Annotated in this window: 19 protein-coding genes; 13 read left to right on the forward strand and 6 right to left on the reverse strand. The window is 51.3% G+C overall.

The window, feature by feature from the left end:
• Positions 1-49 precede the first annotated feature (49 nt).
• From AB6B37_RS09965 to AB6B37_RS09975, 3 genes are all read left to right on the forward strand, one after another.
• Positions 50-913, forward strand: a complete 864-nt coding sequence (locus AB6B37_RS09965; RefSeq protein ID WP_371395625.1) for a UDP-2,3-diacylglucosamine diphosphatase — start codon at positions 50-52, stop codon at positions 911-913.
• Between the two features lie 134 nt (positions 914-1,047).
• A complete protein-coding gene (locus AB6B37_RS09970) occupies positions 1,048-1,470 on the forward strand; it encodes a BLUF domain-containing protein (protein WP_371395626.1) in 423 nt (140 codons plus the stop codon).
• A 112-nt stretch (positions 1,471-1,582) separates the two neighbouring features.
• Positions 1,583-2,002 (forward strand): BLUF domain-containing protein, encoded by a 420-nt coding sequence (locus AB6B37_RS09975; RefSeq protein ID WP_371395627.1) that lies wholly within the window; start codon positions 1,583-1,585, stop codon positions 2,000-2,002.
• Positions 2,003-2,011: 9 nt separating this feature from the next.
• Here the strand turns inward: AB6B37_RS09975 and AB6B37_RS09980 are convergent, their stop codons facing one another.
• Positions 2,012-2,860, reverse strand: a complete 849-nt coding sequence (locus tag AB6B37_RS09980; RefSeq protein ID WP_371395628.1) for a PhzF family phenazine biosynthesis protein — start codon at positions 2,858-2,860, stop codon at positions 2,012-2,014.
• Positions 2,861-2,863: 3 nt separating this feature from the next.
• Positions 2,864-3,739 carry an alpha/beta hydrolase gene (locus AB6B37_RS09985; RefSeq protein WP_371395629.1) on the reverse strand — a complete coding sequence of 292 codons (876 nt, stop codon included), beginning with the start codon at positions 3,737-3,739 and terminating at the stop codon, positions 2,864-2,866.
• A 190-nt stretch (positions 3,740-3,929) separates the two neighbouring features.
• Here AB6B37_RS09985 and AB6B37_RS09990 point away from each other — a divergent pair, with 190 nt between their 5' ends.
• The 6 genes from AB6B37_RS09990 to AB6B37_RS10015 all read left to right on the forward strand — a co-directional run bounded on the left by AB6B37_RS09990 (position 3,930) and on the right by AB6B37_RS10015 (position 12,402).
• Positions 3,930-5,930 carry an alpha/beta hydrolase family protein gene (locus AB6B37_RS09990; protein ID WP_371395630.1) on the forward strand — a complete coding sequence of 667 codons (2,001 nt, stop codon included), beginning with the start codon at positions 3,930-3,932 and terminating at the stop codon, positions 5,928-5,930.
• Between the two features lie 46 nt (positions 5,931-5,976).
• Positions 5,977-7,920, forward strand: a complete 1,944-nt coding sequence (locus tag AB6B37_RS09995) for a hypothetical protein (RefSeq protein ID WP_371395631.1) — start codon at positions 5,977-5,979, stop codon at positions 7,918-7,920.
• A gap of 38 nt (positions 7,921-7,958) precedes the next feature.
• On the forward strand, positions 7,959-8,642 hold the full coding sequence (locus tag AB6B37_RS10000) for a glutathione S-transferase family protein (RefSeq protein WP_371395632.1): 684 nt from the start codon (positions 7,959-7,961) through the stop codon (positions 8,640-8,642).
• Positions 8,639-9,532: an aldo/keto reductase family oxidoreductase gene (locus AB6B37_RS10005; protein ID WP_371395633.1), complete on the forward strand. Its 894-nt coding sequence runs from the start codon at positions 8,639-8,641 to the stop codon at positions 9,530-9,532. Before AB6B37_RS10000 ends, AB6B37_RS10005 begins: the two co-directional genes overlap by 4 nt.
• Positions 9,533-9,534: 2 nt before the next feature.
• A complete protein-coding gene (locus tag AB6B37_RS10010; RefSeq protein ID WP_371395634.1) occupies positions 9,535-10,218 on the forward strand; it encodes a hypothetical protein in 684 nt (227 codons plus the stop codon).
• Positions 10,219-10,293: 75 nt separating this feature from the next.
• Positions 10,294-12,402 carry a hypothetical protein gene (locus AB6B37_RS10015; RefSeq protein WP_371395635.1) on the forward strand — a complete coding sequence of 703 codons (2,109 nt, stop codon included), beginning with the start codon at positions 10,294-10,296 and terminating at the stop codon, positions 12,400-12,402.
• Between the two features lie 22 nt (positions 12,403-12,424).
• Here the strand turns inward: AB6B37_RS10015 and yghU are convergent, their stop codons facing one another.
• Positions 12,425-13,297 (reverse strand): glutathione-dependent disulfide-bond oxidoreductase, encoded by an 873-nt coding sequence (gene yghU, locus AB6B37_RS10020; protein ID WP_371395636.1) that lies wholly within the window; start codon positions 13,295-13,297, stop codon positions 12,425-12,427.
• 143 nt (positions 13,298-13,440) lie between these two features.
• On the opposite strand from yghU, the gene AB6B37_RS10025 reads away from it, so the two are divergent.
• Together AB6B37_RS10025 and AB6B37_RS10030 are read left to right on the forward strand one after the other, a co-directional pair.
• A complete protein-coding gene (locus tag AB6B37_RS10025; RefSeq protein WP_371395637.1) occupies positions 13,441-15,099 on the forward strand; it encodes an alpha/beta hydrolase family protein in 1,659 nt (552 codons plus the stop codon).
• Positions 15,068-15,487: an alpha/beta hydrolase family protein gene (locus tag AB6B37_RS10030; RefSeq protein ID WP_371395638.1), complete on the forward strand. Its 420-nt coding sequence runs from the start codon at positions 15,068-15,070 to the stop codon at positions 15,485-15,487. Before AB6B37_RS10025 ends, AB6B37_RS10030 begins: the two co-directional genes overlap by 32 nt.
• Here the strand turns inward: AB6B37_RS10030 and AB6B37_RS10035 are convergent.
• Positions 15,484-16,122: a hypothetical protein gene (locus AB6B37_RS10035; RefSeq protein ID WP_371395639.1), complete on the reverse strand. Its 639-nt coding sequence runs from the start codon at positions 16,120-16,122 to the stop codon at positions 15,484-15,486. The two genes, AB6B37_RS10030 and AB6B37_RS10035, sit on opposite strands and share 4 nt — an antisense overlap.
• A gap of 160 nt (positions 16,123-16,282) precedes the next feature.
• Complete coding sequence (locus tag AB6B37_RS10040) at positions 16,283-17,140, reverse strand: mechanosensitive ion channel family protein (RefSeq protein ID WP_371395640.1); 858 nt, start codon at positions 17,138-17,140, stop codon at positions 16,283-16,285.
• Positions 17,141-17,362: 222 nt separating this feature from the next.
• Between AB6B37_RS10040 and AB6B37_RS10045 the strand changes: the two genes are divergently transcribed.
• Both AB6B37_RS10045 and serA read left to right on the forward strand, forming a co-directional pair.
• Positions 17,363-18,535 (forward strand): phosphoserine transaminase, encoded by a 1,173-nt coding sequence (locus tag AB6B37_RS10045; protein WP_371395641.1) that lies wholly within the window; start codon positions 17,363-17,365, stop codon positions 18,533-18,535.
• 2 nt (positions 18,536-18,537) lie between these two features.
• The gene (gene serA, locus AB6B37_RS10050; RefSeq protein ID WP_371395642.1) at positions 18,538-20,112 is read left to right on the forward strand and encodes a phosphoglycerate dehydrogenase; all 1,575 of its coding nucleotides are present in this window, start codon (positions 18,538-18,540) and stop codon (positions 20,110-20,112) included.
• Here serA and AB6B37_RS10055 read toward each other — a convergent pair.
• On the reverse strand, positions 20,102-21,043 hold the full coding sequence (locus AB6B37_RS10055; RefSeq protein ID WP_371395643.1) for a Brp/Blh family beta-carotene 15,15'-dioxygenase: 942 nt from the start codon (positions 21,041-21,043) through the stop codon (positions 20,102-20,104). The two genes, serA and AB6B37_RS10055, sit on opposite strands and share 11 nt — an antisense overlap.
• Positions 21,044-21,067 lie beyond the last annotated feature (24 nt).

The following is a 21,067-nucleotide window of genomic DNA, read 5'->3' on the forward strand; positions in this document are numbered from 1 at the left end:
GTCATAAAGCTGCAACAAAATTGTGACCGAATAGGAATAAGGCGAGGGCATGTCTTTAGTGCCCGACATTCCAAAAACTCTGATGGACGCAGTTGCGCATACCCCGCCCCGCCGCAGAAAATCCCGCTCAAGCCCAAAATATCGCACAATTTTTATATCCGATGTGCATCTGGGATCCAAAGGCTGCCAAGCCGATGCGCTCTGTGATTTTTTGAAACATAATACTTCCGAAACGCTATATTTAGTCGGAGATATTATTGACGGCTGGCGAATGCGTAAAAAATGGTTTTGGCCGCAAAGTCATACAAATGTGATCCGCCGTGTCCTAACGGCGGCAAAAAGAGGCACAGACGTAAATTATATCATCGGCAATCATGATGAGTTTTTACGCGCCTTTCTTCGGTTCCGTATTAGCTTTGGCGCGATTAAAATTTCTAACCGTGCGGTGCATGTCGGGGCAGACGGTAAACGCTATTTCGTCTGTCACGGCGATATGTTTGACGGACTAATGCGCAGTGATCGTAAATGGATTATGTTTGTCGGTGACAATCTTTATAACTTTTTGCTTTGGGTCAATACTAAGCTAAACGGCATGCGTCGGCGACTGGGTCTGCCCTATTGGTCCCTGTCAAAGGCACTGAAGTCACGCACAAAACGCGCGATGAACTTTATCCATAGTTTTGAAGAACAAGTCGCAGGATATTGCCAGCGCAAAGGTTATGACGGCGCAATCTGCGGGCATATTCATGTTGCTGAAATTCGCGATATTGACGGCATCACATATATGAATGATGGTGACTGGGTTGAAAGTTGCACGGCCCTTGTTGAACATTTCGACGGGCGTTGGGAATTGATTCACTATGAAAGCGTCACGGACATCGCAAAACACAATGATTTAAAAGTGCCTGCGTAATAACGGCCATTGTTTATCCAAAGTTTTGGATTTATGCGCGACGGCTAAATATTGCAGTATGGCCCATTTTGTCGCAATCTGGTGGCACAGTCCCCGCGTATTCTCTCCGCAACAACATAAAATGTGATAGGTTTATGACACATCGTATTATTTATTCATCAGAAGCTGCTGACAATGTCACTGACGCGGATTTTCGTATGATTGCCATGTTTTCACGCATGAACAATCGTCGTAATAATATTGCGGGACTACTGCTGCATTATGATGGCCATATCATGCAAGTGCTGGAGGGTCCGCGTGATGCGGTCAAAGCGCTATATGCCAAAATTGACGTCGATAAGCGCCATAAAAATGTGAAGCTTTTGATGGATGAAGGTTGCGATAAACCCATATTCTCAGAGTGGTCCATGGGATTCCGCCCAATGGAAAGTCTGGAACAAATGGATGCGTTCTTTGAGCTATCCAAAAATACGTTAGACGCCGCTATTCCCGAAGCTGCCAATGAGGACGTGCGCCGCGTTGTGGGCGATTTTGCCAAAAACGCAGGTTTGAGCTAAAATTACAGCAAATTATCGCCCAATATCAGTGCGCTAAACCTTTCCTTAAACCCTCTTGGGTAAACGTTGTCATGTGTGGGAACATTGGGATAATGGTAGGGAATAACCGCACATGGTGCATCAAATTATATATACGAGCGCAGGCAAACCAGAGCTGACGCCGCGGGATTTTCGCAACATTGCGATTAGAGCCAGCCAGCAAAATAATGCGCTGAACATCACGGGGATATTACTGTTTTTTGATGGCGGTATCCTGCAAGTGCTAGAGGGTGATAAAGACATTATTCAGGCGTTATATCAGAAAATTGCAGGCGATGATCGTCATACAAATCTAACGAAGTTGATTGACCGCACCGCCGATAAACGTGAATTTCCAGCCTGGTCCATGGGCTTTCGTATGGTCGAGGATAGCGAGCAATTAGACTTCGCCTTTGATCTGACCCGGCAGAATTTTGAAAAAAATATGCCCGAGGGGGTGTCTGCTGAGGTGTCTATTCTGACTAATACTTATGCGCGTATACAGCGCATATAGGCTCCTACCTTAAGCCGTTGGTATAACAATTTCTCCGCGAAGATAAGTGACAGCGTGGCCAGCAATGGCAATGCGACTGTCGTTTTCACGTGACAATGTAAGAACGCCGCCGCGCTTTGACGCTTGATAAGCGCGCAGTTTATTGACGCGTAATTCATCCATCCAATACGGCCCTATGGCGGCATGGGCCGACCCTGTCACAGGGTCTTCGTCTATACCTTCCGCGGGTACAAAAAAGCGTGACACACAGTCATATTGAGACAAATTAGTGTCATCATCAGGGGCCTTTGCCGTAATCCCTACCCCGTGATCGCTTAGAGGTATGATATCGCCCATATCGGGATGACATGTCGCGATATAATGCGGGTCATTCATCACGAGATATAGATTATTTCCCGCCGTGAAGGCGTTTTGCACTCGCCCATCAAAGGGCTTTTGCATGGCTTTGCTGACTTTTACGGGCATGGCCTCTGCAATTGGCGCGTCCAATATATAAAGCCCGTCTTTCACAATGACAGACAGTCCGCCAATTTTGGTGCGAAATGTAAAAGGCGGTTTAAGCCCGTATTCTGTGGCAAGGATATGCGCCGCAGCAATGGTTGCGTGGCCGCAGAAGTCAATCTCTAGCGTCGGTGTAAACCAGCGCAGGTCAAACCCTGTACCTTTGTTGTCGCTCTCAGTACTGCGGGCGACGATAAACACTGTTTCTGATAGATTATTTTCGGCTGCAATCTTTTGCATAACCTCACGCGGTAACCAGTCGTCCCGCTTAATGACCGCGGCAGGATTACCCGTAAAGAGTTCGGACGCAAAAGCATCAACTTGAAACATCGCCTGTAAAGAAAAAGGCGCCGTCACAGGTTACTCGCAGTGATTAGATTGCGATAAATCTAATCCGTCAATGAACGCGACCATGTCGGCCTTGATGCTCGCGTCGCCGTCAAAATGTTTTGAGATAACTTTGATAACATCGGTATGATTAATATCGGCGTAAGTTTTGACAACCGCTTGTCCTCCGCGCGCATTAACTAACTCTGCGAGTTTCTGCGAATTTTGCGGATAAACGGTTTTATCATCTAAGCCGTGAACCAATAATAATGGCGGGATGCTATGCTCTGTTTGGTTCAAAGGCGCGTCTTTGCCCGTGAAACGGTCAGGGAAAATTGTGATATAGGGCTCTTCTTTTAGCGGGATAATCCCGGTCGGCGGGGCCATTCCGATCACGCCCGCTATACGCTCACACATCTTTAGACCTGCACTGTCAGCAAATTGCGGGTCCATAACGGCCATCAGCGTGTTGTAAGCGCCCGCTGAATGCCCCATCACAACCAAAGGCCTGTCAGGGTAACGATCAGCGACAAACTTAATCGCCTTTGTCGTATCAACAATCATATCTGGAAAGCGGGCCTCGGGGTAAAGACGGTAATTGGGAACAGCGACTGTGTACCCCTCTCGCGTGAAGCCTTCGGCAAAGAATTTATAGATATCTTTTGACCCGCTGTCCCAACTGCCGCCGTGGGTATAGACCAAAATCGGCGCGTCTGTTTTGGGGTTATCGGCTTTGTAAATATCAAGCGACTGCCGGGGCAATGCGCCGTAAGAGACGTCCGAAGCTTTTGTAAAGCTACTAGACGGGGTGATCGCATTTAAAAGGTTTACGGGCGCACAGGCCCCAAGCGCCAGCCCCGCACAGGCACTCAGGAGCAGTGTTTTAGATAAGTTTTTATAATGTTTCATATTCACCCTACGCATAGCCCCGCATATTTGTTTCCAACCTAGCCCAAATAATGGTGCGCGCCAATCACGGTTTCGCGATGCGGTGAAAGACGGACACGCGGTCTTATAACACACAATACTACGGCTTCGGCTTGATTATCACGGCGCGCTCGTTAAACCTAAAGGTGAGTTATACGACAGGGTCCCTATAATGAAGACAGTCTTTCGCGCGATTTTTATTCTCATTGTCTGGATAATCGCGGCCCCCATAGTGGCGGCGCAAACTTTGCCAGACGTTGATGACCTTTTGGGGCGCGCGGGATACGGCTCATTTGATTTATCACCCACGGGTGACTTTCTGGTCATTGCCGATCAACGCAAGAAAAACACGCATAAACTCTTGATTATGGACATGAATAACCGCGCTAATGTCAAAGCCCTTGGCGTTGGCGACGGACGCCTAAATTGGGCGCGGTGGGCCACGGATGATCGTTTGATTGTCTCTCTGACCATTACTCAAATGGTGAAACTACCGTCAAGCGGTGGGCCGCCGCGCCTCATTCCTGGACGCATTTATACACGGCTTCTGAGCATGAATAAGGACGGCTGCGACGTGGTCGGCCTATTCAAAGACGCAGACGCGGACATACGTGAAAGCCGTAATCTCGCGACCCTCACCTCTATTTTGCCGGGTGACCCTGACCATGTCCTCATCCCCGTCGATACGGGCGTCTCCACCCTTTACCGCGTCAATATTAATGACGGCAGCGCAACCCCCGTGGAAGAGGGCAAAGAGAACACATTCGCCTGGTCCGTAGACAGCCAAGGCCGTCCAATCGCGCGCTATGACTATACGATGGGCGGGACTTACGTCGCCGTTTACGGCCGCTTAGATAACGGAAAATGGCGGCATATGGGCAGTGTCAAAACGAGGGATTTGAACACCTTTCGCGTCATTGCGGGCACAGACCAACCCGGTGTCCTGCTGGTTTCTGCAACACCGGACGGCACAGATAAGGCGGGTGTTTATCGTTATAATATGAAAAGAAAATCCTATGACGCCGCACTGTCAGTCAATGCCAAAGTCGACCTTTACGGGACGCTCCTCGATAACGCTGGACGCTATATTGCCGCAACATATTTTGATGACCGCTTGCGTTATGATTTTGTCGACCCCGCCATGGACGTTCATTTTTCCGCCGTCGATAAACATTTCGGCGGACGATATACTGTCCGTATTGAATCAATCAGCGAGAGCGGAAAGCGTTGGTTACTTCATGTCCAAAGCCCGCAAGAACCGGGTGCCTATTATGATTACGAGCTAATCACCGGGCGCGTGGAATTTATCACAGATACCCATCCCCGCCTTGACCGCAAAGCCTTGGGCAAATCCGAGGCCGTGTCATATGCCGCGCGGGACGGGCTCTCTATCCATGGATATTTGCACAATCCGCCAACGGGTTTTGGGGCCAATCCACCGCTTGTTGTGCTGCCACACGGCGGGCCAGAAGCGCGTGATTATTTTGATTACGACCCTATTGTTGCCTTCCTTACCTCGCGCGGATACCGTGTGTTTCAACCCAATTTCCGCGGATCTTCTGGTTACGGCAAAGCCTTTGTGGAAGCGGGTTACCGGGAATGGGGCGCGGCCATGCAGGACGACATCACCGACGGGGTCGAGCATTTAATTAAGGCGGGCAAAGCGACGCGCGGCAACATCTGTATCATTGGGGCGAGCTACGGCGGATACGCCGCATTAATGGGCGCGATAAGAACGCCGCAATTATTTAATTGCGCCGCATCGATTAACGGCGTCACGGATTTAATTGACATTATGGACTATGACGCCGAAAAATTTGGCAAAAAATCATATGCTTATAAAGATATACTCAAAAAGCTCGGCAAGCCAACATCGAACAAAAAAGAGCTCCAAGCCCGCTCCCCGCTCTACCGCGCGGAGGAGATTAAAATCCCGCTGCTGCTTATCCACGGTGAACGGGATAGTGTTGTTCCCATCGACCAAAGCGATGACCTCGCCACCGCCATGAAGGCCGCAGGCGGCGATGTCACCTATGTCAAAATGCCGAGCCTCACCCATAACCTGCTGCTGACCTTCTACCACAAAGACCTCACACGCGACCAATATTACGCAGGCTATGAAGCCCTGTTCGAAACCCTAGACACCTTTTTGAGTGAGCATTTGCGGCGGTGATAGCGGGGCGCTTTACCCCGCGCACAACGCGTGATAGCAAAGTGGCATGAAGGCGCTGGGAAAATCAACAACATCGGCACTTGGTTTTGCTGTTGACGGCGTCGGACTGGCCGCAGCAGGCGGCACATTGTGTTCAATGACGGCAGGGATTGCTTTCCTCGCAAGCGGCGGCATTTTGGCGGCTAGCGTCATCGGCGCGCGGCGTGATAAATTTGATAAAGCCCTGAAAAAAGCCCGCAAAGAAATGGAGCGGGAGCTTCGCCTTGATGCGCGGTTTAAAGACGGCGACCAAAAGCGCATAACGGCTGTGATGGACGCGCTGCCCAATGCCATCGGCGCGGCGCAGCTAACCCCGCAAGAGATTGTTGAACATGCCTATGACGCGGCAGCGATAGCAAATACCGTCAACGAACGGCTTGCGAATGCCGACGGCATATTCCGTCATGACAATGACGCCCGCGATATGGCGCGCGTGTTAATTATGGCCGCCTTTAACGCGGTGCTAAGAGAAACCGATTTCCAAACCGATATTACCTATTATGACCGCGCGGCGGTGCAGGCTAAGCTGAACGCCTTGCTGGACGGGCAAGCCGATTTGAAATCCGATGTTGGCGCGGTCAAAGATGACACCAGCGAAATCCTAGCCCTACTCCGCGCGCAGCAAGACACGACAGGCGTCCCAGAAAAACCGCTGCGCAAAATTATAGAAAAACTCGGCGCAGAAGAAGGCCTCCAAGGGCCAGAGATCTTGCAATGGCTCGATGGTTGGGTGGATGATTACCGCGCGATGATGGGGCGAGGCGTGAACGAAGACGCGGCCTTTCAAGCCGCCGTCAGGCGCGCGGAAGCCCGCTTTAATGACGGTGACTTCGCTGGCGCGTCCCAAGCCATGATGGATGAACTTAAAGCGGAAAAAGCAGAGGAAGCCCGCCGGCAAGATGAGCGCACGCGCCGCCGCATTGCCGCGCTAGAACGTGCCATCAGCTATGACAAACTCGCCTTTGACGGCGACGCTGCGGCGGATAAATATGTGCAGATAGGCGAGGAGATGGGATTAAGCGGGGATGGTTTGACAGCTTTCCTCACGTTAAAAAAAGACCAATATTACAAAGGCGGCAATGAAAAAGGTGACAATCTTGATCTGCTTATCTGTATCGCGCTGAACCGTGAATTAATTGACCTATCCCCGCGAGAGGTCAATGCCGATGAATGGGCGGGGCATCAAAATAATCTTGGTAATGCGCTCGCGGCATTAGGGGAACGCGAAAGCCATCCCAAGAAACTCAACGACGCCGTCACGGCCTTTCGCATGGCGCTGACGGAACGCACGCAAAAGCGTGTCCCGTTAGACTGGGCCGCATCGAAGAATAATTTGGGGGCTGCCCTGCAAATCCTTGGAGCGCGTGCAGGCGATGAGGCCGCTTTGAACGATGCAGTCACTGCCTTTCGCTTGGCGCTGACGGAATACACGCAAAAGCGTGTCCCGCTGCAATGGGCCATGACGCAGAATAATTTGGGCAACGCCCTGCGCGCCCTAGGGGAGCTTACAGGGGATTACGTTACGTTGAACGATGCCGTCACCGCCTATCGCGCGGCGCTGACGGAATACACGCAAAAGTATGCCCCGCTAGATTGGGCTATGACGCAGAATAATTTAGGGACTGCACTTGGCAGCCTTGGCGTGCGTGCAGGCGATGAGGCCGCGTTGAGCCACGCTGTTACCGCTTTTCACGCTACGCTGACGGAATACAAACGAGAACGGGTCCCGCTGCAATGGGCCATGACGCAGATTAATTTGGGCAACGCTTTTAATTTTTTAGCCGAATTATCCCGCGACAGAACACAATGTGAAACCGCATTGACCCATTACAATGATGCGCTGGGCGTGTATCAAACGGCAAAGGCGGATCATTACATCGCCCTTGTCAGTCGTAACATCACCCGCGCCGAAGCCCTTCTCGCCGCGCTTTGCGCTCCGCCACAAACTTAGCCCTCCCCCTGCCTGCGAATCCGCGCTACACCCCTCCCATGACCCACGCTTCTATCACCGCCCTCACCCTGCATCATTATCCCCTTTCCCGCTCTGTGCGGGTGAAGTGGTTGTTGCATGAAATTTTGTCCACAGAGGATGGGGGTGACGGATTTGCGACTGTGCGTGTGCCCCTGATGCAGGGCGGGCAGTTTGCGGATGATTTTATCAAAAAGAACCCCAATCACGGTGTGCCAGTGCTGGACGTGACTTACGCGGACGAGACAACGCAGAGCATTTATGAGAGCGGGGCGATTATGATTTGGCTGGCGGATGCTTACGCAGATCACGGCTTGGCCCCTGCCGTGACTGATCTGCGCGCGCGGGCGGATTATCTACAGATGATACAGCTTGGTGCGAGTTGGATGGATATGATGCTCTGGCAAATTCGCCTGAATGAAGACCTCCTGCCGCGCGGCGTGCGCTCTGAGGCGCTGGCGCAGTTTAACCGTGATAAGATCAAAAACGAAATCGAGCCACAACTTGCCGCGCGGCTGTCCGCCCATGCCTATATTTGCGGCGAGCAATTCACGGCGGCCGATTGTATGACGGGGCATAATGTCGGCTGGGCACGGGCCTACGGCCTCTGCCAAGGCGATGTGTTCACCCAGTACCGCTCCCGCCTGTCCAAGCGCGACGCCTTTGTCAAAGCCTATGCCGACGGCGATAGTTTCGGGACATGATGCGTCTCGGTAACAGCGATTTACGCGTCGGCCCTGTGGCTTACGGCTGTTGGCGGTTCACGCAAAGCACAACCGCGCAGGCCGACCGCAAAATCCGCACCGCGATTGATAACGGCCTGACCCTGATTGATACCGCCGATATTTACGGCATAGGCGAAGTTTCGCCCGGCGGGCATGACGGTTTTGGCGCGGCGGAAGCTGTGCTGGGTGATGTGCTGGCGGGCTCGCCCGATTTACGCGCGCAAATGGTGCTGGCGACCAAAGGCGGCATTGATGCCGTACGCCCCTATGACAGCACATATGATTACCTGACCGCCGCGATTGACGCCTCGCTCACCCGGCTTCAAACCGACTATGTCGATCTCTATCAAATTCACCGTCCAGACCTGACCACCCCAATGGCCGAGACCGCGCGGGCGCTGAACGATATGGTACAAGCGGGAAAGGTGCGTTATGTCGGCGTGTCCAATTTCACCCCCGCCCAAACCCGGGCGTTGTCCGCCCATTTGGACGCGCCCTTGATGACCACGCAGCCTGAATTTTCGGCCATGCACCAAGACCCCATCACCGACGGCACGTTGGATTTGTGCATGGAGATGGGTATGAGCGCGCTGGCGTGGTCACCGCTTGCGGGCGGTGCGCTGGCCACGGGCAAAGGGGCCAATGTGGATGTCATAACTGTAATTGACCGCATTGCAGCGCGCGAAAACACAGACCGCAGCACAGTCGCGCTAGCCTTTACCATGGGGCACGGGGCGGATGTTATCCCCATTATCGGCACGCAAAATTTAGACCGTATCAAACAGGCGGCCAAAGCCAGCACCATGCCCCTATCGGCGCGCGACTGGTACGATATTGTCGAAGCATACCGCGGCGAAGGGATGCCTTAGCCATGCGCAAGCTTTGGATAATTACAGCCATATTTGGCGCGCTAACCGCCGCACTTGCCGCGATTATATTTCCGCAATTCCCGACGGATGGTTATGCAATATCCGACGGTTACGGCGGGGCAGTTTATGCTTTTGAAATGGCGCGCACGCCCGCCGACCTTATCGCCGTTTTCGGACCAGAGGGTGATCCCGCGCGCCCTGCACGGATTGCCGCGATGGATAAAGGCAATATCTGGGACTACGGTTTTATGCCCGCCTATGCGGGTTTTATGGCGCTGTTTTTGTGGGCGGCCTTTAAGACAACAGGACGTAAAATTTGGGTTATATTCGCCGCGTTAGGTTTATTGTCGGCTGTCGCCGACGGCATTGAAAATGCCGTTCTGCTGGGCATTACCTCTGACATGGCGAATGCACCATTTTTATCGGTCTTGGCGGTGCCTGTCTGGATTAAGTTTTTCTCTATCGCCTTAGCGGTCGCAGCAGCAGGCCTTTATATCGCGCGTCACGGAGCTGTCTGGAAAGTCGTCGGTTGGCTTTGCGCACTGTCCATGATGGGTGTGTTGCTGGCCTTTTATGACGCGTCACGGTTCGGGGCGCTGTCTGGCACTATGATTGGCTTTGGCTGGATTGTGATGCTCGGCTTTGCGCTACGGCAATCATTGGCGCGGGACAGGGCCGCTGCCTAGTTTTCACTTTACGCATTTTTCGCCCGCTGATAGTCATAATCTATGAGGGCTTTTTCATCAAATATGGGGGCGGGGGTGACGTCGGCTTTGGGCTTTGCCGTTGACGCGGTGGGTTTGGCGGCGGCGGGCGGCGCGCTGTGTTCAATGGGCAGTGTGATCGCGGTTGGCCTTGGCGGCGCGATGCTCGCCGGGCAAGTCGCCAAAGGCCGAGAGGCAGATTTTGAAACCCAGCTGAAAAAGGCGCGCAAACGGCTGGAGGACGCTTTGCGCCTTAATGCGCGGTTTAGCGGCCTTAACCAAGATGCGCTCAGCGGTATGTTTGAAACCCTGCCCGGGGCCGTCACCGCCCTTGCCTTAACGCCGCAGGATTTCATCAATTGGAATTTAGATGCGAGCCGCATTGCGCGCGAAATCGCTGGTAAGCTGGCGGTAAGCTCGCCCTATTTCGCGCAAAACTCAGACGCGCTGGACGCGGCGCAGACTTTGTTGCGCGAGGCTTTCGGCGCAGTCATAGAGACCGAAAGCTTTACGACTGACACGACCCATCTATACCGCAAGGCGGTGCTAGAGCGCCTCGATACCATATCAGAGACGCAAGCCAGCTCTGATGCCAAGTTGGATGAGGTTCTGGCCTTGATGAAGGGCCGCATTAATACCGACGGTGTCTCGACTGTTGCCTTGCAAAAAATCATCGAAAAGCTCGGCGCTGATGAAGGGCTAGACCCGCCCGAAATGCTCAGCTGGCTAGAAAGCTGGGTCGAGGATTACCGCGCCATGACTACACGCGGCGTCAATGAAGACGCGGCGTTTCGTGACGCGCTAGAGCGTGCCAAACAGCGCTTTGATCTGGGCGATATGAACGCCTCCCAAGCGCTAATGGACGAGCTCGCGCGCGAAGAAGAAGACGAAAAACGCAGGGTCGAGGAACGAAAACGCCGCCGCATTAGCCTTCTCGAAGAAGCGATACGGCTAGATAAGCTAGCGCTAAACGCCGATGCCGCAGTGCAAAAATACGTGATGATCGCAAAGGAACAGGGGCTTGATGGCCGATCCAGTTGGATATTTCTGCGCGATGCTGCCGAAGTACATGAATTAGAAGGAGATAATCTTGATAATGCTGGGTACAATATCGCAATCGGCCTCATAGAGCACATAATAGAACAACATAGCAGCGAAGAATACTTAGAGTTTTGGGGTTATATGCAAGTTCGGCTCGGCGATCAGCTAAGTAAATTAGGGCAGCGCGAAGGCAATTTTGATCGGATTATCGCGGCAAAAGAAGGCCTTGAACTGGCCTTGAGCAAAGTAAGACATGCAGCATATCCTGATGCACATGAAGAATTGCGCCGCCAGCTTGATTTAACAAATGCATTTATTGCCAGACGAACCGATGACGAGACCCTAACGCGTGAGTTATTAGAGGGTTTCAGAGACACCTTATCAAATGCGCGAGCAGACATATCCGAAATAGAAATTTGCCTTCATGAATATAATATATCCAATGCACTAAATGACCTCTACCGCATCACGAAAGATGAAACACACGGCCTAGAAGCAATGGAGATGATTGACAGTGTCCTTAATCGATTATCAAATTCCGAAATTGATGAGGATAACTCACAAACGCCATTAGAATATCTGATTGCACTCGCAAAGCGTTCAAAAGCTCACATAATTCAGCAGATCAAATATTTCTGGCGCCAGGACGCAGACAGCGACGATGCAGCAAAAAACAAACAGCACATCAAAAATATACAAGAGGCCGTAGATCTCTTAGAAGACGCTATTCCACACTTCGAAACCTACAGCGATCTTGAAGATCGTCTCCGCATAAAGCGAGACCTCGCGAGTTATCTTCACTTGTTGGATGTGGCTCAAATGCCGCGAGGCTCCATTGCGGGTGATTTGGAAGGCACCGATCCAAAAAACGCGTTTCGTTCCATTGAACTCTATGAAGATATTTTACATCATGTAAAACGCGAGACCGCACCCATACTTTGGGCGGATACCCAGCAAGTACTCGGATCCGTTTATATGGTTTTGGGGTATATTATTCCAGGCAAGGGCTATCACGACATCATGGAAAAATGTTTCGAAAATGCCCGCGAAGTTTACATCGAAACAGGGCAACCCGAACGCGCGGCCGATTTAGATTTTGAAGCCGCAGCAGAGGTTATAGTCTAGTTGATCTACGATTGTGCCCCTGTTAATTTCTGCCCGCAAAATCATCCGCGCTGTGGCGTTCCTTAATCCCTTTGTCATCCCATGTGCGGTTGACAAGCTGCCCGCGTTTCACCGCGGGGCGAGCCGCTAGTTGTTTCGCCCAACGCAGCACATGGGTGTAGCTTTCTACATCCAGGAACTCTTTGCTGTCATATAAAAGACCGCGCGCGAGGCCGCCGTACCACGGGTAAATTGCGAAATCGGCGATGGTCAAATCTTTGCCCGCGATAAATTCATTGTCCGCTAATCGTTTATCAAGCACATCCATTTCGCGTTTCACTTCCATTGCAAAACGGTTGATGGCATATTCAATCTTCATCGGCGCATAGGCATAAAAATGGCCAAAGCCGCCGCCGAGGTATGGCGCGCTACCCATTTGCCACATCAACCATGACATCGTTTCGGCCCGAGCAGACGGCTCGGTCGGCAAAAACGCGCCAAACTTCTCGGCCAGATAAAACAGGATCGAGCCGCTCTCAAACACACGCTGCGGGCCACCCTCGACCGAGTGGTCCATTAGCGCTGGAATTTTAGAATTAGGATTGGCCCCAACAAAGCCGCTACTAAATTGGTCGCCGTCCATAATGTTTATCAGCCATGCGTCATAGTCTGCGCCCGTGTGGCCCGCCTCTAGCAATTCTTCGAGCATCACCGTGACCTTCACCCCATTGGGCGTGCCGAGCGAGTAAAGCTGCAAAGGGTGTTTACCAACCGGCAAATCCTTCTCATGCGTCGCGCCAGAAATAGGTCGGTTAATATTGGCAAAACGGTTCCCGTCCCCGCCCTGCTCCCACGTCCAAACCTTGGGCGGTGTGTAATCGGATAGGGTTTGTGCGTTGGTCTTGGCTTTGGTCATGAGTGGAGCTCCTTGTACACCTAACATAGAGAGCAACACACAAAACGCTAGGACACGATTGCGTGAAACCCTAGAAAAATATATGATTGGATTGCGCTGAGAATATTCTTTTACTTGCCTTCATAGATTGATACAGTTTGAATATGAAACTCAAGGTTTTTAACTTCGCTATCATTTTTTTGTTGAGTATTGTTCTCTGGGTAGTGGGCCCGCAACCGCTGTTTGCTCAACAAACCCTTTACCCCAGTCATTTCGTTGTTGGTAATCCTTATTCGAATTTTGACCTTTCACCCGATGGCAGGAAAGTCGTCATCACGGATAACTCACTTCGTCAAACGCGCGTCCTAATAAAGTCAGTAGACCCAAACACCGCTGACAGGTTTTTAGATATAAATGACGCAAGACCTCTTGCGGCACAATGGGCCACAAATGAGCGATTGATTGTTCCCGTTATGACCGTGACGGATATGAAGCTGCCAAAAGGCATCTACGCCGTTCATGACAATAAGCGCGATAAATATTTGCGCAATATAGTCACCGCCCGAATGCCGGCCATTGATGAAGATGGTAGCAACCCTGTGATGATGTTTGAAAAAACCAGTAAAGCATTACAGTTAAATATAAATTTGGCCCAACTTGTCAGCCCTCTCATAAAAGACCCTGATCACATCATTATGTCCGCATTTGACAAGACCTTGGGTGTTTACAAAGTAAATATTCAAACTGGGAAAGCTAAACGATTAAGCGCGGGACGAAGCGATACGCGCGCATGGCACGTTAACCCGGACGGCATACCAAACATGCGCATAGATGCCCGCGATGATTTTCGCAAAGCACGTGTATATGCGCGCCTCGATGGGACGAAACGGTGGAAGAAAATCAAAACAATTGAACACCAAGATATCAGGGGCATCATACCTTTACCGGCAATGGATGACCCAAATGCGTTTTACATCGCAGCACGACCAGACGGTCAAGACCGCACTGGTATATACCACTACTACCCAGATAACGGTCGCTTTGGGGACCCGGTCTTTACCCATCCGAATTATGATTTAGATAGCCCTGTATTTTCTGCAAGCGGAGATTATATGGGCGCACGCTATATTGAGAATCGTAAAATTTACGATTCTCAAAACGATGTTCACACACAGGCAATGGCGCGTTTACGGCTAGAATTGCGTGATGATATTAGCGTCGATATATTGGACACAAGTGATGATATGTCCGTTTGGCTCATCTCATTGAGTGGACCAACAGAACCTGGTCGTGTCGCAATTTTCAACATAAAGACAGCCGCACTTACAACTATCCATATAATAAATTCAAAGTTGAAACCAAAAGACCTTACAGTTCCAAAACCCGTAAATTTTACCGCACGGGACGGAACACCCCTGTCAGGATATTTAACCCGTAAAAACGGCGTTGCGGCATCGGCACCTTTAATCGTGATGCCACACGGAGGACCAGAATCACGTGACTATTGGTCATATGACTTGATCGCACAATATTTTGTGTCGCAGGGCTATCAAATATTTCAACCGAACTTTCGGGGATCATCTGGTTTTGGAGAAGCTTTTGTGAAAGCTGGCCACCGTGAATGGGGCGGCCTTATGCAGGACGATATTACAGACGGCGTTCAACACCTGATCGCGACAGGACAAGCTAATCAAGGCAATATTTGTATCGCAGGGTCCAGTTACGGTGGATATGCGGCGCTTATGGGAGCTGTCAAAACACCCGCTCTTTATAATTGTGCGGTAGCCATCAATGCGCCATCTGATTTTGGCCGCTATGATTGACTATGAAGAGGATAAAAGCGGTAAAGGCTCATGGCTGTATGACTACCGTATTAAAACGCTTGGTGATCCGAAGAAAGACAAAGATCTTTTAAAACAAAGCTCAGCTCTCAATAATGTAGATAAAATTGATATCCCAATTCTGTTGATACACGGCGTAGGGGACAAAATTATTCCCGTATCACAAAGCCGAACGCTGTCCAAAGCGATGAAGGATAATGGGGTAAAAACTGAATATATGGAATTGCCTTTTATTGGTCATAACCTTGTGGGCGGCGCAGCAGTCATCCACGAAATGAAAGGCAAAGACTTCAATAATTTGAAACTTGGTTATGAAAACACAATATTAAAAATGCGCGAATTTTTTGAAGATAATCTTGAGGTTCCCTAGGACGGCTTTTTACCTTTATTAAATGCACTAGCAAAAAGCTTCATGCCAATACCAAACAGAACCCCGGCCGCAGCGCCAGCGACGACACCTTTGACAATTGTGCCTAAGCTGGGCCCATTTTCCATGCTGAAAATAACAATATAGAACACGCCCATTAACAGTCCAAAGTTCATACCCATTTTTACAAAGCTGTTCCGTATGACCCCCTCGATTGCCGCCGCATTTTTTGCATCACGCAGTTTGGCTAGCGATCTTTGCTTCACACGCTCACCGTAAATCATCTGGACCGGTTTCCAGAGCGGGACTGTAATCGCCAATATGATAATTGAGAAAATATTGAGCAGTTGAGGAATTTTCGCCTCGCATGTTGGGCAGAAAATGCCGTTATAATGACCAAACATTGCTTTTCCAGACCAGAGCGTTCCAGGGTGAAGGCTTTCACACACCTTACATTCAATAAGGCTGCTTTCGGGATCAGGCAGCCCTCCGGATATCACAAGGGTCTGTTTGGGAATGCGTTGCCCTAATATGAGTTCATTAATGACCAGCCCTGGATTTAAAATCCAATGAATGAGAAGCGGATGGGGTAGTTTCCAAACCTTATATTCAATGCCGTCGATAATTTTCTTCATCAAATCGTTCCAGTGACCAAATCCGAAAACCTTTATGGGGTATTCTGTAAATTTAGGGTTTAGGGTTTATTTGTCAATCTTACACGTGATGGGTTTGAAACCAAAAAAACCGCCCGCCAAATCAATGACGAGCGGTTTTGAAACTCAACTGTAACCTATCGTTTTACTTGCTATCAAGCTCGACGCTGATGGGGTACGGAATTGTGATACCGCCTTTATCAAAGGCTTCCTTCACTGATTTATTGAGGTCGAACATGACGTCCCAATAATCAGCTGAGTCTGTCCAGACGCGGCTTTGGATATTCACCGAGCTGTCGCCCAATCCAACGACCTTGGCCCATGGGGCGGGTTCGCTATGGACTTTGGGGTGGGCAGCGGCGGTTTTCGTGATGATTTTCATCGCCTTGTTAATGTCGTCCTCATAATCAATGCCAAAGTCATTATCGACGCGGCGTGTGCCCTTAGACGTCAGGTTTTGAATGGTTGACCCCCAGACTTCGCCGTTACCAATGATGACTTGAATATTGTCAACTGTGGTCATTTCAGTTGTGAAAATACTAATCTCGCTGACCACACCTTCTTCGCCGGCAACACGGACAAAATCGCCCACATTAAACGGACGGAACAGCATGAGCATCGCACCCGCCGCAATATTGGACAGTGTCCCCTGTAGCGCTAGGCCAATAGCCAGACCCGCCGCACCCAGAATAGCCACGAGGCCCGCAACCTGCACACCCACTTGGCTGACCGCTGCGATAACGACCATCGCCATAACGGCGTAACGCACAAGCGAGCCTAAAAACTTGCCGAGTGTTTCGTCAACATTGGGGGCTTTGATGATATTGCGCTGCGCAACATTACCAAGCCAGCGCGCGATCTTAAAACCAATCCAAAGGATCAATAGCGCAAATATAGCCTTAATCACATAGGGCATCGCCATTTGACCATAATGCATTAAATTCTCTGGCGAGAAAAAGGCAACAGCCTCTGCCACATCCGCCGTAATTGTTTCATTTTCCATAAGTCTCTCTCCTTAACTATCGCCAGTCTTAGCGCAATAAGCCTTCACAGACCATAGCGCGCCTAAACCTAGGCTGAACGGCGACACTGTACGCTTAGCAATGCGCTCGTACTGCCCACTTGACGCCTGCTGTGATTCGCGCCTATAGCGCGCGTGGGCCTCGCTTCCCCACTGAAGCGCACTTTGACGTCTGTACAAAAACGCAGACGATGGAGATATATCATGGCAATAGCCGCCGACCCGACAGCCAAGCCTGTCGTAAAACCTGCTGACCCGCGTTTTTCTGCGGGACCCACCAAAAAACGTCCCGGATGGACACTGGATGTCCTCTCTGATGCCGCCCTTGGCCGCTCTCACCGTTCCGCATTGGGCAAATCCAAACTCAAAGAAGTCATCGATCTGACCCGCGAAGTCTTAGAGGTGCCAGATGATTACCGTATCGCGATTGTACCGGCGTCCGACACAGGCGCGGTTGAAATGGCGATGTGGTCATTGCTGGGCCCGCGTGGTGTTGACGTGGCGGCTTGGGAAAATTTTGGTAACGCCTGGATTACTGACGCGCAGAGCTTGCCGCTCGATGACCTGCGTATTCTAAAGGCTGATTACGGCCACCTGCCGCCGCTTAACGATTACACGGGTGACCGCGATATTGTCTTTACATGGAACGGCACCACGGCTGGCGTGCGCGTCCCCAATGCTGATTTCATTCCCGCTGACCGCGAAGGCCTGACTATTTGCGACGCGACATCCGCTGTGTTTGCGCAGCAGCTTGAGTGGGATAAGCTGGACGTTGTCACCTATAGCTGGCAGAAAAATATGGGCGGCGAAGCGGCCCACGGTATGCTTATCCTTGGCCCCCGCGCGGTCGAGCGCCTAGAGAGCTACAACCCGCCGTGGCCCATGCCTAAAATCTTCCGCATGACCTCTAAAGGCAAGTTGAACGAAGCCCTATTTGAAGGCGCAACAATTAATACGCCGTCCCTTCTGTGTGCAGAGGATCATCTTGACGCGCTCAAATGGGTGAAAGCCAACGGCGGACTAAAGTGGATGCATGACCGCGCCGATAATAACGCCCAAGTGCTTTATGACTGGATTGACCGCACACCCTGGATTGCCAATCTGGCGGCCAAGCGGGATGAGTGGTCAAACACCGGCGTGTGTATGAAAATCACTGACCCGCGCGTAACCGCCCTACCAGAGGCAGAGCAACACGCCTTTGCCAAATCCATTGTCAAATTACTGGGTGATGAAAATGTCGCCCTTGATTTTGGCGCCTATAAAACTGCGCCTGCGGGCTTTCGTGTTTGGGCGTCTGGCCTGATTGAAAAGTCCGATTTGGAAGCCCTCACCCCATGGCTCGACTGGGCCTTTGCCACCAAAGTAGCGGAGCTATAATCATGCCTAAAGTTCTTATATCTGATAAAATGTCCAACGCCGCGACGGAAGTGTTTCGCAACCGGGGTATCGAAGTTGATGTCATCACAGGCCTGTCTAAAGAAGAGATCATCAACATCATTCCCAATTATGACGGACTCGCTGTGCGAAGCTCTACCCGTCCTGACGGCGAAATTATCGCCGCCGCAGCCAAGCTAAAAGTCATTGGCCGCGCTGGGATTGGGGTTGATAATATTGACATCAAAGCGGCCACAGACCGCGGTGTTGTTGTCATGAATACACCCTTTGGCAATGCGATCACCACGGCAGAACACGCCATAGCGATGTTGTTTTCCGCTGCCCGCCAAGTGCCGTCAGCCTCCGTTCGCACGCAAAACGGCGAATGGCCAAAATCTGATTACAAAGGCATGGAGTTGTTTAACAAAACGCTCGGCATAATCGGCTGTGGTAACATCGGCGCGCTGGTCGCCGAACGCGCGCTGGGCCTGAAAATGAAAGTGATTGCGTTTGATCCCTACCTCACCCCCGAACGCGCTGTGAAACTGGGCGTGGAGAAGGTCGAGCTTGATGATCTGTTCAAACGTGCTGATGCGATTACGCTGCATACGCCGCTGGTCGAAGGCACGAAAAATATCGTGAACCGTGAACGGCTTGCCATGACGAAAAAAGGCGTCATTGTTGTCAACTGCGCACGCGGCGGCTTGGTAGATGAATACGCGTTAAAAGACGCGCTGGACGCGGGCCATGTGCGCGCAGCCGCCCTAGATGTCTTTGCGGTTGAACCCGCGAAATCACACCCTTTGTTTGGTACGCCCAACTTTATCGCGACCCCGCATTTGGGTGCTTCTACGATTGAGGCGCAAGAAAATGTTGCCGTACAAGTCGCCGAACAAATGGCGGATTATTTACTGACAGGTGCAATCTCAAACGCGCTGAACACACCGTCTATTTCTGCCGAGGAAGCTCCGCGCCTAAAGCCTTTCGTTGACTTGGCAGATAAGCTTGGCCGTATGATGGGGCAGCTTGTGCATGACCCGATTAAAACGGTTGAGCTTACTTATAAAGGCGCTGTCTCGCAGCTAAACACCAACCCGATGAGCGCGGCTGCGCTGTCAGGGCTGTTAAAAGCCGCTATGCCCGAAGTGAATATGGTGTCCGCCCCCGTCATCGCGAAAGAGCGCGGGATTGAGGTGAAGGAAAGCTACACCACAGAGGCCGAGCGCGCGGAAAGTCTTATCCGCTTGATGGTGGAAACGTCGGAGCGTAAATTTGCCATTGTCGGCACGATTTACCGCGGTGAGCCGCGCATTGTGCGCCTGTTCGGTGTGCAGATGGACGCAGCGTTTTTCCCCAATATGCTCTATGTGCGCAATGAAGACCGTCCCGGCTTTATCGGCAAATTAGGCGCTATATTAGGCGACGCGGGCGTTAATATAGCCACCTTTAGCTTGGGCCGTATGGATGAAGGCGGCGAAGCCGTTTGTCTAGTGGCAGTTGATGCCCCTGTCGACGCGGTTGTGTGCGACACGATTAAGGCCGTGAGCCTCGTGCAGCGCGCGGATCCAATTACGCTTTAGGCGTTATCTTTTTATTGCGGGCGGCGTCACGGTCGACCCGCAATAAATCCTCAATCGGTAACATATGCGGAATGATGAAGGCCGTCGCCAATCCTGCGGCAATCACCATGGGGATATACCCTGTGACAGTCATCCAAAGGATGATGACAGCCCCAATCATGGCGGGGAATGTCGCAGGACCATAAAGTTTCAAAATGTCGATAGGCTTTAGCGCTGAGCCCTCACGCAAGACAGAGGCCCGCGAAACGGCTGCGAGCGTGCGTGCAAATTCACCTAGCCCGTGCAAGGCAAAGAAGTAAACCGCGACAGCTGGGATCGGCGGCAGGACAAGAAATAACAAGACCAAGAACGCCAGCCGTAATAATGACGGCTTCTGTCCTGACTTTATACGCACAGCGTATTCAATCAACAGCCCCATTAAACAAGCAGCGGCCAATATTTGCGACGCCACGACCCATTGCGACGGCGGAGAACCGCTCTCTAATAGTGCCGCGAAAATGCTCAGGGTCTGCGCTGGATAAATCAGACATGAGCCAATTATTACCCATAGCCCAATAAGCCGCAGGTCAGGCTCTGATTGCCCGAAATGCCACGCAGATAATAAAAGAAATAATATAAAGGTACCCAGCGGCGAAATAAGCCAGCTAGCAAAAACCAATATTCCAAAAACAATATATAGCGCCGTGTAGGCCAGTGTCGGCATGGTAAAGCGCGGCGCGGTTTCGGTCCGTTCGACAGCGCCGTGTGGGACACCAAGCAAGAATAAAACAATCGCAATCCAATTGGCGGCGATGGGTGACAGAGCGTTTGCCACCAATAAAATTATAGTCGTTACCAAAGCGGGGGCAAGCCAACGCTTTTGGTAATCATCAGGGAGTTTCGGCAAACGATTTGGGCCGACCCTGTCCAAAATAGCGGATGCGCCCCTCATGAGGCGCATCCAAATGTGTTGTCA

This window comes from Fretibacter rubidus, assembly GCF_041429785.1.
Lineage (GTDB): Bacteria > Pseudomonadota > Alphaproteobacteria > Caulobacterales > Maricaulaceae > Fretibacter > Fretibacter rubidus.

Excerpts from the sequence above, each read along its gene's own strand:
- AB6B37_RS09965 (WP_371395625.1), top strand. The coding sequence starts at position 50 with ATGTCTTTAGTGCCCGACATTCCAAAAACTCTGATGGACGCAGTTGCG.
- AB6B37_RS09970 (WP_371395626.1), top strand. The coding sequence starts at position 1,048 with ATGACACATCGTATTATTTATTCATCAGAAGCTGCTGACAATGTCACT.
- AB6B37_RS09975 (WP_371395627.1), top strand. The coding sequence starts at position 1,583 with ATGGTGCATCAAATTATATATACGAGCGCAGGCAAACCAGAGCTGACG.
- AB6B37_RS09985 (WP_371395629.1), bottom strand. The coding sequence starts at position 3,739 with ATGAAACATTATAAAAACTTATCTAAAACACTGCTCCTGAGTGCCTGT.
- AB6B37_RS09990 (WP_371395630.1), top strand. The coding sequence starts at position 3,930 with ATGAAGACAGTCTTTCGCGCGATTTTTATTCTCATTGTCTGGATAATC.
- AB6B37_RS09995 (WP_371395631.1), top strand. The coding sequence starts at position 5,977 with ATGAAGGCGCTGGGAAAATCAACAACATCGGCACTTGGTTTTGCTGTT.
- AB6B37_RS10000 (WP_371395632.1), top strand. The coding sequence starts at position 7,959 with ATGACCCACGCTTCTATCACCGCCCTCACCCTGCATCATTATCCCCTT.
- AB6B37_RS10005 (WP_371395633.1), top strand. The coding sequence starts at position 8,639 with ATGATGCGTCTCGGTAACAGCGATTTACGCGTCGGCCCTGTGGCTTAC.
- AB6B37_RS10010 (WP_371395634.1), top strand. The coding sequence starts at position 9,535 with ATGCGCAAGCTTTGGATAATTACAGCCATATTTGGCGCGCTAACCGCC.
- yghU (WP_371395636.1), bottom strand. The coding sequence starts at position 13,297 with ATGACCAAAGCCAAGACCAACGCACAAACCCTATCCGATTACACACCG.
- AB6B37_RS10025 (WP_371395637.1), top strand. The coding sequence starts at position 13,441 with ATGAAACTCAAGGTTTTTAACTTCGCTATCATTTTTTTGTTGAGTATT.
- AB6B37_RS10030 (WP_371395638.1), top strand. The coding sequence starts at position 15,068 with ATGCGCCATCTGATTTTGGCCGCTATGATTGACTATGAAGAGGATAAA.
- AB6B37_RS10040 (WP_371395640.1), bottom strand. The coding sequence starts at position 17,140 with ATGGAAAATGAAACAATTACGGCGGATGTGGCAGAGGCTGTTGCCTTT.
- AB6B37_RS10045 (WP_371395641.1), top strand. The coding sequence starts at position 17,363 with ATGGCAATAGCCGCCGACCCGACAGCCAAGCCTGTCGTAAAACCTGCT.
- serA (WP_371395642.1), top strand. The coding sequence starts at position 18,538 with ATGCCTAAAGTTCTTATATCTGATAAAATGTCCAACGCCGCGACGGAA.
- AB6B37_RS10055 (WP_371395643.1), bottom strand. The coding sequence starts at position 21,043 with ATGAGGGGCGCATCCGCTATTTTGGACAGGGTCGGCCCAAATCGTTTG.